The 16,743-nt window shown below is 71.5% G+C and carries 14 protein-coding genes; 8 read left to right on the forward strand and 6 right to left on the reverse strand.

The window, feature by feature from the left end:
- Positions 1-79: 79 nt before the first annotated feature.
- A complete protein-coding gene (locus tag ACQEVJ_RS43380; protein WP_433111088.1) occupies positions 80-1,783 on the reverse strand; it encodes a cellulose binding domain-containing protein in 1,704 nt (567 codons plus the stop codon).
- Positions 1,784-2,176: 393 nt separating this feature from the next.
- On the opposite strand from ACQEVJ_RS43380, the gene ACQEVJ_RS43385 reads away from it, so the two are divergent.
- Positions 2,177-2,635 (forward strand): hypothetical protein, encoded by a 459-nt coding sequence (locus tag ACQEVJ_RS43385; RefSeq protein WP_433111090.1) that lies wholly within the window; start codon positions 2,177-2,179, stop codon positions 2,633-2,635.
- Positions 2,636-2,642: 7 nt separating this feature from the next.
- Here the strand turns inward: ACQEVJ_RS43385 and ACQEVJ_RS43390 are convergent, their stop codons facing one another.
- From ACQEVJ_RS43390 to xylA, 3 genes are all read right to left on the reverse strand, one after another.
- Positions 2,643-3,311, reverse strand: coding sequence for a DUF998 domain-containing protein (locus ACQEVJ_RS43390; protein WP_433111091.1), 669 nt, complete (start codon positions 3,309-3,311; stop codon positions 2,643-2,645).
- A 136-nt stretch (positions 3,312-3,447) separates the two neighbouring features.
- On the reverse strand, positions 3,448-4,818 hold the full coding sequence (gene xylB, locus ACQEVJ_RS43395) for a xylulokinase (protein ID WP_433111093.1): 1,371 nt from the start codon (positions 4,816-4,818) through the stop codon (positions 3,448-3,450).
- Positions 4,819-4,849: 31 nt separating this feature from the next.
- Positions 4,850-5,995 carry a xylose isomerase gene (xylA, locus tag ACQEVJ_RS43400; protein ID WP_433111095.1) on the reverse strand — a complete coding sequence of 382 codons (1,146 nt, stop codon included), beginning with the start codon at positions 5,993-5,995 and terminating at the stop codon, positions 4,850-4,852.
- A gap of 154 nt (positions 5,996-6,149) precedes the next feature.
- Between xylA and ACQEVJ_RS43405 the strand changes: the two genes are divergently transcribed.
- Positions 6,150-7,469, forward strand: a complete 1,320-nt coding sequence (locus tag ACQEVJ_RS43405; RefSeq protein WP_433111097.1) for an ROK family protein — start codon at positions 6,150-6,152, stop codon at positions 7,467-7,469.
- A gap of 21 nt (positions 7,470-7,490) precedes the next feature.
- Here the strand turns inward: ACQEVJ_RS43405 and ACQEVJ_RS43410 are convergent, their stop codons facing one another.
- Positions 7,491-8,135, reverse strand: coding sequence for a LysE family translocator (locus ACQEVJ_RS43410; protein ID WP_433111099.1), 645 nt, complete (start codon positions 8,133-8,135; stop codon positions 7,491-7,493).
- 110 nt (positions 8,136-8,245) lie between these two features.
- On the opposite strand from ACQEVJ_RS43410, the gene ACQEVJ_RS43415 reads away from it, so the two are divergent.
- Both ACQEVJ_RS43415 and ACQEVJ_RS43420 read left to right on the forward strand, forming a co-directional pair.
- Positions 8,246-8,725, forward strand: a complete 480-nt coding sequence (locus tag ACQEVJ_RS43415) for an Lrp/AsnC family transcriptional regulator (RefSeq protein WP_433111101.1) — start codon at positions 8,246-8,248, stop codon at positions 8,723-8,725.
- 173 nt (positions 8,726-8,898) lie between these two features.
- Entirely contained in the window at positions 8,899-9,312 is a 414-nt protein-coding gene (locus ACQEVJ_RS43420) for a hypothetical protein (protein WP_433111103.1), read from the forward strand.
- 101 nt (positions 9,313-9,413) lie between these two features.
- Here ACQEVJ_RS43420 and ACQEVJ_RS43425 read toward each other — a convergent pair whose 3' ends face one another.
- Positions 9,414-9,626, reverse strand: coding sequence for a hypothetical protein (locus ACQEVJ_RS43425; protein WP_433111105.1), 213 nt, complete (start codon positions 9,624-9,626; stop codon positions 9,414-9,416).
- A 198-nt stretch (positions 9,627-9,824) separates the two neighbouring features.
- Here ACQEVJ_RS43425 and ACQEVJ_RS43430 point away from each other — a divergent pair, with 198 nt between their 5' ends.
- The 4 genes from ACQEVJ_RS43430 (at position 9,825) to ACQEVJ_RS43445 (ending at position 16,740) form a co-directional block, all read left to right on the forward strand.
- The gene (locus tag ACQEVJ_RS43430; RefSeq protein ID WP_433111107.1) at positions 9,825-10,328 is read left to right on the forward strand and encodes a VOC family protein; all 504 of its coding nucleotides are present in this window, start codon (positions 9,825-9,827) and stop codon (positions 10,326-10,328) included.
- Positions 10,329-10,495: 167 nt separating this feature from the next.
- Positions 10,496-11,353 carry an SAM-dependent methyltransferase gene (locus ACQEVJ_RS43435; protein WP_433111109.1) on the forward strand — a complete coding sequence of 286 codons (858 nt, stop codon included), beginning with the start codon at positions 10,496-10,498 and terminating at the stop codon, positions 11,351-11,353.
- 201 nt (positions 11,354-11,554) lie between these two features.
- On the forward strand, positions 11,555-11,908 hold the full coding sequence (locus tag ACQEVJ_RS43440; RefSeq protein WP_433111111.1) for an STAS domain-containing protein: 354 nt from the start codon (positions 11,555-11,557) through the stop codon (positions 11,906-11,908).
- Between the two features lie 371 nt (positions 11,909-12,279).
- Entirely contained in the window at positions 12,280-16,740 is a 4,461-nt protein-coding gene (locus tag ACQEVJ_RS43445; RefSeq protein WP_433111113.1) for an HAD-IC family P-type ATPase, read from the forward strand.
- The last annotated feature ends 3 nt before the right edge of the window (positions 16,741-16,743 follow it).

Genomic DNA, 16,743 nt, shown 5'->3' on the forward strand with positions numbered 1-16,743 from the left:
GCTCCCCGAGACCGCACCGCTTGCGGATGCGGCCCCTGTCCCTTCGCCGGTCGGCTCCGGGGGTTGTTTCACCTGTCGGTCAGGCCACGGTGCAGGGGATGCCGTTGAGGGTGAACGCGGTGGGTTTGGCGGTATTGCCGGTGTGGGTGGCCTGGAAGCCGATGTCGATGGTGGCGCCGGGGGCGAGCGTGCCGTTGTAGCTGACGTTGCGGGCGCTCACCTGGCCGCTGGAGGGCGTGTAGGTGGCGTTCCAGCCCGAGGTGATGGACTGGCCGGCGGGCAGGGTGAAGCCCAGCGTCCAGCCGTTGATCGTCGAGGTTCCGGTGTTGGTGATGCTGATGCCGGCGGTGAAGCCGTTGTTCCAGGAGTTCATCGTGTAGGTGACCCGGCACGGCCCCGTCCCGGTGCCGCCACTGGGCGACGGTGTGGGCGACGGGGACAGCGGAGGCGTGGGCGAGGGGCTGGGCGAGGGCCCGCCGCTCACGCCGGTCACGAAGGTCATCACGCTCAGAGCGGGAAGCGTGACGGTGAAGGAGCCGTTCGACACGCTGGTCGTTCCCTGGGACGCGACGTTCCTGCTCGCGTCGGTCAGCCAGGACGAGACACTGGACGCGGTGCTGTTCGCCAGGGTGAACTGCTGGCTCACCGCAGAGGTCCCCTTGTTGACGGCGACGATGACGACCGTGGAGCCACCGCCCCGGTACGCCGAGACGTAGACGTTCGACGCCGGGTTCGCCGTCGCCTCGATCCGCACGTATCCGGGGCGGACGAACCTGGCGAATTGCGCCATGATGGCGCCGCGCTTGCTGATCTGGCCGTCCTCCCGCATCGGACCGTAGCTGCGCCGGATGTACCACCAGACGTACGCCTGGAACTCGGCGTCCACCATGGCGCGGTGGATGTGCTCACCCACGTCGAGCGCCTGGGGCCAGAGGTCCGCCGAGTCGGTGCTGTTGGGGTAGTAGACCTCGGTCATCCAGAGTTCTTTGCCCGCGCCCTTCTGCTTGAAGAGGGGGTAGGGGAAGTTCGCGTACGGCGTGCCGTAGAGGTGAGCCCCGATGATGTCCACGTTGGCGAGCGCCGCGGAGTCGTTGAGTATCGGGTCCGACATGCTCTTCACGTACTGGAAGGACTCGGGCGCGATGACCCTGGTGCCGATCGAGCCGGCGTTCTCCCGCAGGAACCGGACGATTTCGGCGGAAGTCCACCATGTCCAGTCCTGCGCGTAATCGGGCTCGTTCTGCACGGATATGCCGTACAGGTTCACCCCGTTGTTCCGCATGTACGTGGTGAAGTCGTTCAGGTGCTGGGCATAGGCGGCGTACGAGCTGTACTTGAGGCGTTTCGCGTTGGTCTGGCTGCCGCGGGTGAAGGTCTCGACCATGCCGGCGGGGGGATTCCACGGCGACGCGAAGACGGTCGCCCCGAGCTCGACCGCCCGCTTCGCCGTCGCCAGGTCACGGCTCCAGTCCGACTGGTTCTCGCCGACGGGGATCCGCAGCACGGAGAACCCCAGCTTGCCGTCGCCGGTGCCGAACGCCGTGTCCCGCTGGACGGCCGTCAGGTCGCCGGCCCAGGCCGCATGGGTCATGCCGCCGAAGCCTCGGATCGTCTGCCGCTGCGCCGACGGATCGATGACCGAGGTGGCCGCCGCGGCCTCCGTGGCCCCCAGGACCGACGTCGTGGCCGTGATGACCGGCAGTGCCCCCATCGTCGCCAGGACGGATCTCCGGCTCAGCAGTCTCCGCTCGCCGCTCACCGGCTTATTCTGACCTTGCGCCATGTCGCCTCCTCTTGACCGTTGGCGCCGATCTGTCCTGTTATCGCTAACATCTTTTGACGTGATCGACTCCGCGATTGTTTGCGCTAACAAATCCCCATATGGACCGGCACACGAGTGTGATGGAAATGCGGACCGCTCAGGTGGTCGCGCGGAGGGGTGATACTCCAGCGGAGTGTGGGTCGCGCCCTCGGGAGGGTCAAGCCCGAGGCGGGCCCGCGAGCAGGCGAACTGTATGAATGCCTCGCCGAACCATGAAAATTTCAGGTCAGGAGTCTGCGGCCTCGCATCGGTTCCGCTATCGAGGATCGACCGCGGACAGCCTCGAGCTGTTCATTCCTCTGACCCGCCACAATGAATTGATCCGGGCCCTCGGCTGACCGTGGTGGAGGAGAAATGGAGCACGAGCCGGTGACATCGGCGCGGCGGTGGATCCTCTGGTCCGTGGCCCTGAGCGTCCTCGCCTCCCTTCTCCTCCTTGTCGTGCCGGGTTTCGCGTCGGAAACCCCTGGCGGCACCAGTGTGAAGCGCGCGATCGACGTCATCGGCCCTCGCGCGCTCCTCGTCCTCATCCCGCCGGGGATCGCTCTGCTGACGCTGCTGGCCTCGCAGATCGGCGGAACGTCGCGCAGGGCGGTGGCTCTCGTCGGAGCGATCCTGCTGGGGGCGTGCTGTCTCCTGACCCTGCCCTCGGTGGGATTGCTCTTCCTGCCGTCCGCGACATGCATGCTCGTCGCCTTCGGACGGTCGCCGGCCCCCGATCGACGGCGGCGGCCGATGACGCCGCACGCCGGGTCGTGCGGCGCCCCCGCGCCCGCACGACCCGGCGTGCCGCCCTCCGTTCGGCTGCGGTGAACACCGCTCAGCGGTGGACCAGGAAGTCGCGCGCGGCGCGCCCGTCGCCGACCCGCTCCCGGCCCATCCGCTCCTTGAGCCACGGCCCCCACGTGAGCTGCGCGAGCCGTACGGCGAGCACTCCGAGGACGGCCACCTCGGCGGTCAGGAGCAGTCGCTCCACCAGGCCGATCATGACGCCGTGGCCGGGAAGCGCGACGTACGTGACGGCCGCCAGGCCGAGCCCGGAGGCGAGCGCCAGCCACTCCAGCGGCCGGGCGGTGGCCTTCCACCGCTCGTCCTGTCTCAGGCGGCCCACCAACTGGATGGCGGCGGCGGGCACACTCACGAAGGCCGCCGCCGACAGGACGCCGTGGAGGTCCCCCTGCCAGGCCGTGCCCGACGGGACCACGGCCGCGCCGATGAGCGAGACGCTCCACAGGCCGATCAGGCGGGCGGGCCAGCCGCCCACCGGCGCGTCGAGCGCGCGCATCCCGGCCAGCAGCGCGAGCGAGGCCAGGCCGAGAACGGCCATGGCCGTCTCGATGGCGCCGCCCTCGTCGCGGGCGGCGTACTGGCTGATCGTCATGGAGACGGGGTCCAGCGAGGAATCCCCGCCCACCTGCGCCGCCACCACGGTGACGACCGCGAGCAGGATCCCGGCGCCGGCGAGTAGGGGATAGAACCTCTTGACCATATGGTGAGGATCCCGCGAACGGCCCGTTCCTAACATCCGGGACAACGCGTAGATCCCCCCGAGAAGGGGTCAGGGTCGTCTCAGGGTGGGGCCCCAGGCTGTCGGGGACGCGGCCCGTGGGCCCCAACCCCGGACGTCACTCCTGCGCGGCCTCGTGATAGCGCTCGCGCAGGCCAGGGGTGGGATCGGCCTCGTAGCGCTCGGCGGCGCCCGTGTCCCACAGCGGCGGTTCCGGCTCCCCCGCCAGCAGCCAGGCGGCCTGCTTGGCCGCGCCGTCCGCGACGTACTCCCCGGGAGTGGGCACGAGCACCGGACGCCCGAAGACGGTCGGCGCGATGCGGCGCACCGCCTCCGAGCGCGCGCCGCCGCCGATGAGCAGCACGCGCCGCGGCTCGACCCCGAGGGCGTCCAGCGCGTCGGCGAGGCCGCAGAGCATGCCCTCGACCGCGGCCCTGGCCAGGTGCTCGGGCGTGGCCGTGGCCAGCCTGAGACCGTGCAGCGATCCCGTCGCGTCGGGACGGTTCGGGGTGCGCTCCCCCTCCAGGTACGGCACGAGCACCAGCCCGTCCGCGCCCGCGGGCGCCCGCAGGGCGAGGTCGCTCAACTGCGCGGGCGTGACCCCGAGCATCCGGGCCGTGGCGTCGAGCACCCGTGCCGCGTTGAGCGTGCAGACCAGCGGGAGGTAGCGGCCGGTGGCGTCGGCGAACCCGGCGACCGCCCCCGACGGGTCGGCGGACGGCGCCTCGGAGACGGCGAACGCCGTACCCGAGGTGCCGATGGACACCACCACGTCGCCGGGCCGCATGCCGACACCGAGCGACGCCGCCATGTTGTCACCGGTGCCGGGGGCGAGCAGCGCGCCGCCCTGCTCGGCCGTTCCCGCCTGTTCTGCGGGACCGAGGACACGGGGCAGGTCGGGCACGCGACCCATGGCCAGTTCGAGCAGGTCCGTCCGATACTCGCCGGTGGCGGGCGACCAATAGCCGGTGCCGGAGGCGTCGCCCCGGTCGGTCGTGATCGTGCCGGACCGGCCGGCGAGCCGCCAGGTGAGCCAGTCGTGCGGCAGGCAGACCGACCGCGTACGGCGGGCGTTGTCCGGCTCGTTGCGGGCGAGCCAGCGGAGCTTGGTCACCGTGAAGGAGGCGACCGGGACGCTGCCGACGGCCTCGGCCCACGCCTTCGGGCCGCCCAGCTCGGCGACCAGGTCTGCCGCCGCCCCGGCCGAGCGGGTGTCGTTCCACAGCAGGGCGGGCCGGACCACCTCGCCGTCCTCGTCGAGGCAGACCATGCCGTGCTGCTGGGCCGCCACGCTCACCGCCGCGACGTCCTCCAGCCCTCCCGCCTGCTCGATCGCGCTTCGCAGCGCGGTCCACCAGTGCTCGGGATGGACCTCGGTGCCGTCGGGGTGGGAGGCGCGGCCCTCGCGCACGAGGGCCCCGCTCTCCGCGTCCCGGATGACGACCTTGCAGCTCTGGGTCGACGAGTCGACCCCTGCGACCAGCGTCACCGTCGTCCCTCCACTCCTCTCACCTGGTCGGTCAGCCGCGCACGCCGAGGAGGTGCTCCAGCGCGAGCTGGTTGAGCCGGGTGAAGTGGAAGCCGCGGGCGGCCACCTCGTCCACGTCGATCGACTCGGCCAGGACGTCCTCGTACGTCTCGCCCTCAGCCAGGGTCGGCTGGGCCAGCTCGTTGTACCTGCTGGCCTCCAGCGCCGCCTGCACCTCGGGGTCGGCGCGGTAGGCCTTCGACTTCTCCTTGAAGATGAGGTAGGTCCGCATGTTGGCCGCGGCCGAGTCCCAGACGTCCTCCTTGTCCTCGGTGCGCAGCGGCTTGTAGTCGAAGTGGCGCGGGCCGTCGTAGCCGCCGTTCTCCAGCAGGTCGACGAGGAAGAACGCGTTCTTCACGTCGCCGTGGCCGAAGACGAGGTCCTGGTCGAACCTCGGGCCGTGCTGGCCGTTGAGGTCGATGTGGAACAGCTTGCCGTGCCACAGCGCCTGGGCGATGCCGTGCACGAAGTTCATGCCGGCCATCTGCTCGTGGCCGGTCTCGGGGTTGAGGCCCACCATCTCGGGGTGCTCCAGCGAGTTGATGAAGGCCAGGGCGTGGCCGATCGTCGGCAGCAGGATGTCGCCGCGCGGCTCGTTCGGCTTGGGCTCGACGGCGAACCGGATGTCGTAACCCTTGTCGATCACGTACTGGCACAGGAGGTCGAAGCCCTCCTTGTAGCGGTCGAGCGCGACCCGCACGTCCTTGGCGGCGTCGGACTCCGCGCCCTCACGGCCGCCCCAGCACACGTACGTCTTGGCCCCGAGCTCGGCGGCGAGGTCGACGTTGCGGATGACCTTGCGCAGGGCGTAGCGCCGGACGTCGCGGTCGTTGCTGGTGAAGCCGCCGTCCTTGAAGATCGGGTGAGTGAACAGGTTGGTCGTGGCCATCGGCACCTTCATGCCGGTGTCGGCCAGCGCCTTCTTGAAGCTCTCGACGGCCTTGGCGCGGTCCTGCTCCACTGCGAGGAGGTCGTCGTCGTGGAAGGTCACACCGTACGCGCCGAGCTCGGCCAGGCGATGGACGCTCTCGACCGGGTCCAGCGGGGCCCGGGACGCGTCGCCGAACTGGTCGCGCGCCTGCCAGCCGACGGTCCACAGCCCGAACGTGAAGCGGTCCTCGGGAGTGGGGGTGTACATGAATCGCCTCCGAATTAGTCTACGTTGTGGACTAAATATCCGACGTGACGAGCCGCAGGGTCAAGAGGGTCCGTGCGTGTTCTCAACACCCGGCAGTGGAGTATGAGATGACGCAGCCCGGTGGACGTGGGACGAGGCTCGAGTGGAGGGTGCGATGACGCAGGCCGTTCGGCATGACGCGATGCGCGCCGGGAACCTGGCGCTCGTTCTCGGCGCGGTCAGTACCGGGGGATCGGTGACCCGGGCCGCCCTCGCGGAGATGACCGGCCTGACCAAGACGACCGTGTCCAAGCTCGTCGGCGACCTCATCGAGGGCGGGCTCGTGGTGGAGACCGGCGCCGTCCGGGACGGCGAGCGCGGCAGGCCCGGGGTCGAGATCCGGATCAGCGGGCAGCGCGTCGCCGCCCTCGGGCTGGAGATCAACGTCGACTACCTCGCGGTGTGCGTGGTCGACCTCGCCCGGACGGTACGGCTGCGCCGTACACAGGCTGTGGACAACCGGGCCGCACCCCCTGTGGATGTGATCGCGCGACTTGGGGATTTGGCCTCCGCGGTTGTGGACGAAGCTGTGGAGAACGGTCTGCGCGTGGTCGGCGGCGTGCTGGCCGTGCCCAGCCCTGTGGACATGGCCAGCGGGGCCGTGCGCAACGCGCCAAACCTCGGCTGGCGCGACGTGCCGCTGGCGTCGCTCCTGCGGTTCCCCTTCCCCGTACGTGTGGAGAACGAGGCCAACCTGGCCGCGCTCGGCGAGCTGTGGTTCGGGTCCGGGCTGCCCGACTTCCTGCACGTGTCGGGCGAGATCGGCATCGGAGCGGGCCTCGTGGTCCGCGGCCGGCTCTTCCGGGGCGCGCACGGCTTCGCCGGGGAGCTCGGGCACGTCGTCGTCTCCCCCGACGGCCCGCCGTGCCGCTGCGGTGGCCGGGGCTGCCTCGAACAGTACGCAGGCCAGGACGCCCTCCTGACCGCCGCCCGCGCCGCCGCCCCGGTCCACCTTGCCGCCGGTGCGCGCCCTGCCGACGCGCCCCCCGAAGGCGCGGACCAAGCGGCCGGCGCGGTGCGCGACAGGGTGGAGGCGATGTCGCCACTCGACGACGGCAGCGGCGCCGGCGACGAGACCGAGGTGCTCCTTCCCGCGCAGCAGGGCGTGTCGTGGGTGCTCTCCCGGCTGCGGGAAGGCGACGAGAACACGCGTGCCGCCTGCGAGCGGGCGGCCTGGGCGCTCGGCGTGGCCCTGTCGTCGGCGGTCAACCTCGTGGATCCCGACGCGATCGTCCTCGGCGGGATCTACGCGCCGCTCTTCCCCTGGATCGGCCACACGGTCGCCGACACGTTGAAGGCACGTCTCGGTCAGATGCGCGGCGCCGTGCCGCCCGTGGTCGTGTCACGGCTCGGCGCCGAGGCGGCCGCCCTGGGCGCGGCCGGACAGGTGATCGAGCAGGTCATGGCCGACCCCGCCGCTCTCCTGCAGAACTAGATCGCGGCACGGGCTCCCCGTTCAGAGCGCCGCACCACCACCGATCCTTGCGATGACCAGAGAAATGCCGACGGCGATCATTCCGGCACCGGCCAGGCGGCTCACGGCCCGTGCGGCCGCGGGGCGGGAATTCAGAATGGTTCGCGTCACCGAGCCGAGGGCGAGATAGAAGGCGGCGCAGGTGAACGTGAAAACCAGGCCCAGGGCGCCCATCTGGACCGGTAAGGGCCAGTCCCGATCAGGGCTGGTGAACTGCGGGAGCAAGGCGACGAAGATCAGCAGGCCCTTGGGGTTGAGTCCGCTGACCCCGGCGCCCTGCGCGAGCGTCGCCCAGCGCGTCTTCGCCTGCGCCTCGGCTGTGGCGTCCCCGGTCGCGGTGACGGGCGCGGAAGGCGACGCGAGTGTCCGTGCGCCGTGCAACACCAGATAGCCGCCCCCGAGGACGGTCAGCGCCGTGAGCGCCGTGGCGTTCTCCGCGACGAAGGCACCGACACCGGCCGCGACGACGACGGTCATGCCCGCGTAACCGAGCACGAGTCCGCCCACGGCCGGGACCACGGCCCGATCGCGCAGTCCCGCGCTGAGCGTGAACGCCCAGTCCGCTCCCGGCACGACGATCAGCAGCAGGGCGACACCCCAGAAGGCGACGATGGAGCCGACGGGCATGAGCGTCTCTCCTCGGCAGACGAATTCTCGCAAGGAAAGTACCTGCGAACAGCCGGAAAATGGTGCCGACTTCTTGCCCTTACGGCCGCTCGAACAGAAGGATCCACCCCATGGACGCCATCGACCGGAAAATTCTTGCTTTGCTCCAAGAAAACGGTCGCCTCACTGTCACCGAACTCGCCTCACGTGTCGGGCTGAGCGTGTCACCCTGCCACCGTCGGCTCCGGGAGCTGGAGCGCACCAAGACCATCCGCGGCTATCGAGCGATCGTCGACCCCGAAGCCGTCGGACTGCCCTTCCAAGCGCTCGTCTTCGTGACCATGCGGCAGGAGGACCGCGACACCCTTCTGGGCTTCGAGGAAGCCGTCGCCAAGATCCCCCAGGTCGTCCAGGCCCAACGCCTGTTCGGGGATCCCGACTACCTCCTGCGCGTCCTCACCGCCGACCTCACCGCCTACCAACGCCTGGAAGACGATCACCTCGCCACGCTCCCCGGCATCCAGCGGCTGACATCCACTCTCGTCATGAAACACGTCGTCGACGGCCGCCCGGTGCTCGGTCCCGAGCGCCGAACTCCGTACAGGCCCTAGCGTCGCCGTCCAGGCGAGCGCCCCGGCGGGGCGCCAAGGACCCGTAACAACCTGCGCCGATCTTGTCCAGCTCGGGTCACGGCCCTGCGCTGGCGGGGTATGAGGCCGCCGTTCCACAGAACCGGACGGGCGACGGTCACCGTCAGTCGCCCAGCAGGAAGGCGTGTACCGATATGTCCCGCTATTGGACGCGGCCCCCCGACGACACCGTGGTCCTCACGGCCTGTCGGCTGGCCCTCGCCGCGCTCGTCATCCCGGCGACCGGGATCTGCGCCGCGCAGCCGGCGGCGGCGCGTGTCACCCCGCTGCCCGCACGGGAGGGGTTCGCGGCCTTCCACGTCCCCGGGCCGGGTGGAGGCGGAGGTCAGGTGATCGAAGGAGGACGCGCGAGCGGCAGTCAGAGCAGGTCCGGCTCGGGCAGGTTCAACCAGAGCCTCACCGGGGCCATCTCCCCCACCTTCGTCATGGGTCAGTCGCAGGAACCGATCACCAACGCCCGCTCGCTCGACCTGCAGGCCGCCTTCTGCGGATCACGGGCCACTACCTGTGCCCTGGGCCAGAACATGCCGATCCGCCGGAGGACCTGACACCTCCGCCGTCCGCGCCCCGCCGTTTCGGTGGGCGCGGCTCCGTTTCCACCGCGTGCGTCCCGAGAGGCTGGGACGGTCACGCTCAGGCGCTCAGCGGCTCACAGGCCCGAGGGGTCGCGGCCGAGGCTGATCTCCTCGGCGATGCGCCGCAGTTCGTCGGCGGCCAGCCGGGGCGTGCCGGGCAGGCCGACGGTCAGCGCCGAGATCACCTGGTGGTATGGCGCACCGGCATGACGGATCGCGACCTCGTGCACCGCCTGGAACAGGACCAGGTTGTCCTCGTGCTCCCGCGTAGCCCTGTCCACGATCATGACGCCCCCCTCTGCCGGCCTCGTCGCCGGCACCGCTACCGGACCGCCCGCTTCCGGCGCCGTACGGAACGCCGGTGTGCGGCTGCGCCACCCCCTGGCGGCTCTGCCCGGTGGCCACCGTACGACCTGCCACCGACAGTTTCCGGGAAACCCACCGAGGTACAATTATTTGAGAGTTCAAGTTTTCGGGAGGGCGTCATGCCGGTCCAGCGACTCAACCACGCCGTGCTGTACGTGCGGGACGTCTCCCGCAGCGTGGCCTTCTACCAGGAGGCCCTCGGGTTCCGCGTCGTGCAGGCGTTCCCCGGGGCGGCGTTCCTGCAGGCCGAGGGCTCCTCGAACGACCACGACCTCGGACTGTTCCAGATCGGGGCGCAGGCGGGGCCGTCGCCCGCCGGGCGTGCGACGGTCGGCCTCTACCACCTCGCCTGGGAGGTCGACACGCTCGCCGAGCTGCACCGGATCGCGACCAAGCTGACGGAGATGAACGCCCTGGTCGGCGCGTCCGACCACTCCACCACCAAGGCCCTCTACGCGAAGGATCCGGACGGGCTGGAGTTCGAGGTCTCCTGGCTGGTGCCCGCCGACCTGCTCACCGACGAGATCCTGGACGGGCGGGCCCAGATCAAGCCGCTCGACCTCGCGAAGGAACTGGAGCGGTACGGCGCGCAGACGCGCGGCGGGATCGGCGTCAGCGTCTGATCCGGCGCTCGTGGGCGGCCACCTCTTCCGATGGCCGCCCACCGCGGGTGGCCTCATCCGTTGACCGACCTGTTTGTGCCACTTATCGCAAACGTCCTTCTCCCGGCCCCCGGTGGGCCTTACCATGATCATGATCTGAACCGGTACAGCGAGGGACAGGACGGATCATGGCCGACAACGACCAGCACGCGGGCGACGCCCCGGCCGAGCACGACCGGGCGAACGTCAGGATCGACACGAGCAGGCCCAGCGTCTCGCGGGTCTACGACTTCATGCTGGGCGGCAAGGACAACTTCGCCGTCGACCGCCACGTGGCGGAGGCCGCGTTACGGATCGCCCCCGACGCTCCGGCCGCGGCCAAGTCCAACCGGGACTTCCTCCGGCGGGTGGTCCGCCACCTGGCGGCCGAGGCAGGCATCCGGCAGTTCCTCGACATCGGCTCCGGCCTGCCCACGCAGGGCAACGTGCACGAGGTCGCCCAGCAGATCGCTCCGGAAGCACGCGTCGTCTACGTCGACAACGACCCCATCGTCCTGGTGCACGGCCGGGCGCTGCTGGCGAGGAACGGCAGCACCACGGTCATCGAGGCCGACATCCGCGACCCGGAGGCGATCCTCGGCCACCCCGCGGTCACGGCGCTCATCGACTTCGATCAGCCCGTGGCCCTGCTGCTGTTCGGGATCCTCCACCACCTCAACGACCACGAGGAGCCCGAGGCCATCGCCGCCCGCCTCCGCGCGGCCCTGCCCTCCGGGAGCTACCTCGCGCTGTCCCACTTCCACAACCCCGGGCCGGGCATGCCCGAGGTCTCGGCGCAGGCCGACTCGGCCGAGAAGCTGTTCAACGAGCACCTGGGCACGGGCCGGTGGCGCACCCACGACGAGATCATGACCTTCTTCGGCGACCTGCCGCTCCTCGAACCCGGCCTGGTGCCGCTCCCCGAGTGGCGGCCGGACCCCGGAGAGGTTTTCGAACGCGGCATCACCTACCACACGTTCGTCGGCGGCCTGGCGCACAAACCCTGAAACATTCCTCCTGCGACAAAACGTGAGTTGCGTCACCGCGCAGCCGTACGGCCGGGAGAGCGTCGTCGCAGGCGACGGGCCATTCGACGGCGGAGCGGTGATCGGCCGTACGGCCGGCCGGACCGCGGTTCGGTTGACATCGGCGAGCGGCGACGGTGATGCTCGAAGGTGGCTGCCCCTCTACAGGAAGGCGGCACCGACATGATGACCGTCAATGGGTCGTTCGAATCGGCTCTGAACAAGAAGAACCTGCTCTACCTCGACAAGCAACTGGTCGTACGCGCCTCCGATGACGGCTCCGTACGGCTCATCGGGCAGATCGATCTCACCAACGGCGACGCCATCGCCGACACTCTCCACAGGGAGTGGGCGAGGCCGGGGACGGGAACCGTTGTGGACGTCGCCGAGCTCCAGTTCATCGACCTCTACGGCCTGCGCGCCCTGGCCCTGCTGTCCGACATCCCCCTGGGCCGGCCGATCCGGCTGCACAACGTCAAGCCCGGCCTGCACAAGGTGCTCTCCCTGCTCGACTGGCCCGCCTTCGCTATCGGGTGACTTCGCGGCCCGATGCGGGCCCCCCGACGCGCCGATTGCGGGCGGCGCGTTTCTCGTGCTCCGGATGGAGGAAAGGTATCGGAGGACGGTCGTACGACCGTTTTGACCAGCGCCTGAGCCTTCGTACGGGTTCAGGCGAAATCCATCCGTGAGTTCCCCCCGACTCTCGCGAGGAGGGGTGATGAGTTGTTTCCGGGCACTCCGGCAGCCCGCCACCGATGTCGGCGGCGATCCGCCGACGTGGCGCAGTCACCACCGCGCGCTCGCGCCGTGGTGACCAGAGGCGACCTGGCCCGACCGGCTGACCCGCCGGCGTGGCCGCCCGCTCCGCCCGGACCCGGCGTCCGGGCTCCCGTCTGCTGGAGAGCCGAATGTTCCTGAACCAAGTGCTCACGACGTCCGCGGCCCTGCTGCGCGGCGTGCTGCCCGAGCCGTTCCGAGACCTGCTTCCGTGCCCTCACGAGGTGCACGTCTGCCCCGGCGGGCTGCGCGTCGACCTGCACGGGATCGGCCGGCCCGGCTCCGAGGCGGCGGCCCGCCGGCTGGAGGAACGGCTGGAGTCCGTTCCCGGCGTCGAGCGGGCGGAGGTCAACGGCCGCATCGGCGCGGTCTTCGTGGCCTGCGACCCGAATCGGGTCGACCAGGACAAGCTGCTGGCCGTCACCGTGGAGCTCGACGAGCAGGAGGAGCACGCCCACGAGAGCCCCGTCCACCTGGTGGAGCAGCACCTGCGGGCGACCGTACGGCTGACGGCCGGTGTCACCGGTATCGGGCTGATCTTCCTGGGCAAGGCGATCCGGGCCCCTCAGCTTCCGGTGGCCGTGCCCGCGTTGCTGCAACTGGTCAACGCCACGCCCGTCATCCGCGAGCAGCTCGACCGCCGGCTGGGGCGCCGTCCCACCGACGCGCTGTTCATCACCGCCAACCTCGTCACCCAGACGCTCACGCTCCGCCCCACCGGGCTGTTCGTGCAGGCCGTCGCGAACGTGGGCCGCTACATCGAGACCAGGGCCAGCCGGTACGCCTGGGAGGAACTGGAGGAGCGGCTGGCGGAACGTCCGGGCGCCTACCGTCACACCCGGGCGGCGACCCGGCCACGCCCGGTCCACCTGCCGCACGGACCGGTCGAGCGCTACGCGGACGTGGTCGCCCCGATCAGCGCCGCCGCCTACGCGGTGACCCGCGTGTTCACCCACGGCGAGCGGCCCGCGGCCATCCTCATCTCCGCCACCCCCAGGATCGCCGACCTCAGCAGGGAGGCGTTCGCCGGCGCGGTCAGCCGTGCGCTCGGCAAACACGGCACGGTCGTCCTCGACGCCGACTGCCTGCGCAAGATGGACCGCGTCGACACGATCGTCCTGGACGCCGCCGCGCTGACCACCGGCTCGTGGACGATCGATCGCGTCGAGCCGCTGCTGGAGGGACAGGACACCGACGAGCTGTACTCCCGGCTCTACTCCCTCATCGACTTCTCCGACCCCGGGCGCACCCGGGCCGTGGAGGGCTGGTCGGCCCGGCCGCTGCCGGACCCGGAAGGCCTGGTCGCGGACGTGGCCGTCTGGCGGTCACGCGGGCTGCGGGCGGTGGAAGTGACCAGGAACGGCACCCGGGTCGCCGTCGCCGGTCTCGCCCCGGAGATCGATCCCCTGGCCGTGCCCGTCGTCGGCGCGGCCAAAGCGGCCGGCACCGTCTTCCTCGCGGGCGGCGACGAGGGCCTGGCGCAGCGCCTCGCGATCGGCCGTACGCTGCCGGGCGGCGCCGAGCTCGGCCGGCACGTGTACGACCTGCAGGCGGAGGGCCACTGCGTGGTCGTCGTGTCCCGGCGCGCGCGGCACGCGCTCGCCCAGGCCGACATCGGCCTGGGGGTCGTCGCCCCCGAAGGCGCCGGGTCGGGAAGTGCCGGTCCAGGGGGAGCCGGTCCAGGGGGAGCCGGTCCAGGGGGCGCCGGTCCAGGCGGCATCGTGCCGTGGGACGCCGACGTCGCCGGCGAACTGCACGGCGTCCACGTGTTCCTGCGCTGCCTGCCCCGCGCGTCCGCCAACAGCAGGAACGGCGTACGGCTCGGCGCGGCCGGCGCGGTCGTCGGCACCCTGCTGGCCGTCGCCGGCCCGGCCGCCACCGCACTGCGCCGGGGGCAGCTCGCCAGCGCCGCCGTCTCGCTGGCCGCCATCGTGCTGGGCGAGTGGGACGGGCAGAACGCCGGCCGCGTCGCCACCCCGGCCCGCGCCGACACCACGCCGTGGCACGCCATGTCCGCGCGCGAGGTGCTCTCCCGGCTTCATTCCTCCTCGGAGGGCATCGCCGAGCAGGAGGCGAGCAAGCGCCGCGCGGAGGCCACGCCCGAGGAGGCGGAGAGGCCGCACTCGCTGGCCCGGGCCACGTTGGAGGAGCTGGCCAACCCGCTCACGCCCGCCCTCGCCACCGGCGCGGGCATCTCGGCCCTCGTCGGCTCGGCCCTCGACGCCGTGCTGATCAGCGGCGTCATGGTCATCAACGCGTTCATCGGCGGCGTGCAGCGATTCAAGGCCGATCGGGCGCTGCACCTCCTGACCGAGTCCACCGAGGTCCTCGTACGGCTGCGCCGCCCCGAGGGAGTCGTCGAGACGACGAAGGACGAGCTCGCGCCCGGCGACGTCATCGAGCTGCGCGCCGGGGACGCCGTGCCCGCGGACGCGCGCATCATCCAGGCAGTGGGGCTGGAGGCGGACGAGTCCACGCTCACCGGCGAGTCCCAGCTCGTCGCCAAGACGGCCGCGCCGACCGTGGCCGCGGCCATCGCGGACCGCAGCTCGATGGTCTACCAGGGCACCTCGATCGCGGCGGGCAGCGGCCGGGCCGTGGTCGTCGCGACCGGTGACATGACCGAGTCGGGGCGCAGCGCCAGGCTCGCGGGCGAGCCGAGCCCGCCGACCGGTGTCGAGCTACGCCTGCGGGAGCTGAGCAGCCGGATCCTGCCGCTGTCGATCGCCTCGGGTGTCGTACTGCTCCTCACCGACCTCCTGCGCGGACGGCCGCTGGCCGCGGCGCTCACGCCCGCCGTCAGCCTGACGGTCGCCGCCGTGCCCGAGGGGCTCCCGTTCGTCGCCACGGTGGCGGAGCTGGCCGCCGCACGACGGCTGTCCAGGCGCGCCGCCCTGGTGCGCAACCCGTCCACCATCGAGGCCCTGGGCCGGGTCAACGTGCTGTGCTTCGACAAGACGGGCACGCTGACCGAGGGCCGCATCAGCCTGCGGCACCTGTCGGACGGGCGGGCGGGCCGTCCGGTCGAGGAGGCGGACACCGGGCTGCGGCGCATCCTCGCCGCGGCCGTCCGGGCCAGCCCCAGGTCCGGCGGCGGACGGGTGATCGCCCACCCGACCGACCGCGCCGTGCTGGACGGCGCGCATCGGCTGGGCGTCACACCCCAGGAAGGGTTCGACAGCTGGGAACGCGTGGACGAGATGCCGTTCGAGCCGGGCCGCGGCTACCACGCCGTGCTCGGCCGCACCGAGCACGGGCACCTGCTCAGCGTGAAGGGCGCCCCCGAGATCGTGCTCGACCACTGCACCACCGTGCACCGCGACACCGGCCCTGTCGCCTGCGACGAGACCGTACGCATGGAGCTGGACCGCGAGGTGGAGCGGCTGGCCCGGCAGGGCTACCGTGTGCTCGCCGTCGCGCAGCGGCCCGCCTCCGACCGGCGCGACCTCGACGAGTCGCGCATCGAGGAGCTGTGCTTCCTCGGCTTCCTCGGCCTGGCCGACCCGGTCAGGTCCACGGCCGCGGAGAGCGTCAGGCGCCTCATGCGGGCGGGGGTGCGGATCGTCATGGTCACCGGCGACCACCCCAGCACCGCCGAGGCGATCGCGGTCGAACTCGACGCGCTGAACGGCCAGCGCGTCATGACCGGCCCCGAGCTGGACGAGCTCGACGACGAGACGCTGACCAAGGTGCTGCCCGACGTGGCGGTCTTCGCCCGCACCACCCCCGCGCACAAGGCCAGGATCGTCACGTGCCTGCGCCGGGCGGGGGAGGTCGTCGCCGTCACCGGCGACGGCGCCAACGACGCGCCCGCCATCCGCACCGCCGACGTGGGCATCGCCCTGGGGTCCCGCGCGACGCCCGCCGCGCGGTCCGCCGCCGACCTCGTCGTCACCGACGACCGCATCGAGACGATCGTGGACGCCATCGTCGAGGGCAGGGCGATGTGGACCTCGGTGCGCGACTCGCTGAGCATCCTCCTCGGCGGCAACGTCGGCGAGATCGCGTTCACCGTCGGGACCAACCTGCTGGCCGGCGGCAGCGCGCTCAACGCCCGGCAGCTCCTGCTGGTCAACCTCCTCACCGACATGGTGCCGGCCATGGCGGTCGCCGTACGGCCGCCCGCCTCGACCGATCCGGACAAGCTACTCGCCGAGGGCCCCGAGGCGTCGCTGGGCGCGTCGCTGACCCGCGACATCTACCTGCGCGCGGCGGTCACGACGGCGGCGGCGACGGCCGCGTGGATCCTGGGACGTATGACCGGCACCCGCACGCGGGCGAACACCATCGGCCTGGTCGCGCTGGTGTCCGCGCAGCTCCTGCAGACGCTCGCGGGCGGCGGCCGGGACAGGATCGTCGTGCTCGCGTCGCTGTCGTCCCTGGCCGTCCTGTGGCTCATCGTCACGCTGCCGGGGGTCAGCGCGGTCTTCGGCTGCCGGCCGCTCGGCCCGGCGGGCTGGGTCATCGGGCTGGGCAGCGCGGCCGCCGCCACGCTCGTGGGCATGCTCGTGCAGCGCCCGGTGAGGGAGGCGACGACCCGCGCCGAGGCCGAACGCCGCAGGACCGCGGCCCATCTGCCCGTCCCGGCCTGAGCG

Origin of the sequence: Microbispora sp. CA-102843, from assembly GCF_050936215.1 — a bacterium.
Lineage (GTDB): Bacteria > Actinomycetota > Actinomycetes > Streptosporangiales > Streptosporangiaceae > Microbispora.